This window comes from Alkalihalophilus lindianensis (genome assembly GCF_032843265.1).
GTDB classification, from domain to species: Bacteria; Bacillota; Bacilli; order Bacillales; family Bacillaceae_D; genus Alkalihalophilus; species Alkalihalophilus lindianensis.
Map to the genome: position 1 here is coordinate 1 of NZ_JAWJBA010000783.1, position 248 is coordinate 248.

Below are 248 nucleotides of genomic sequence, written 5' to 3' on the forward strand. Positions count from 1 at the left end.
GCCCAGAGGTTCTGTTTGCGTAGAGGCTCGACGGCGCTCAGAGGTGGCTTCGAGAAGAAGGCACATAGGGGCCTGTGCTCACCTCGCCCCGCAGCAGCGCCCGGGCTTCGCGCCAGAGCATTCGGTAGCCGCGCAGCGACTCGCGCACCGATGTGCGGTCGCCGCGCGCGGTAAAGAGCGCCACGCGCGCGGCCGGCTCGGCCAACAGGCTCACGAGCGCGTGCAGCCGGGCCGTGCGCGCCGGGAAG

At 71.8% G+C, this 248-nt stretch carries 1 protein-coding gene; it reads right to left on the reverse strand.

The features are described 5' to 3' along the window. Positions 1-37: 37 nt before the first annotated feature. Positions 38-248 (reverse strand): hypothetical protein (locus RYX56_RS24325; protein WP_317124381.1); only part of this gene is annotated, 211 nt, incomplete at its 5' end.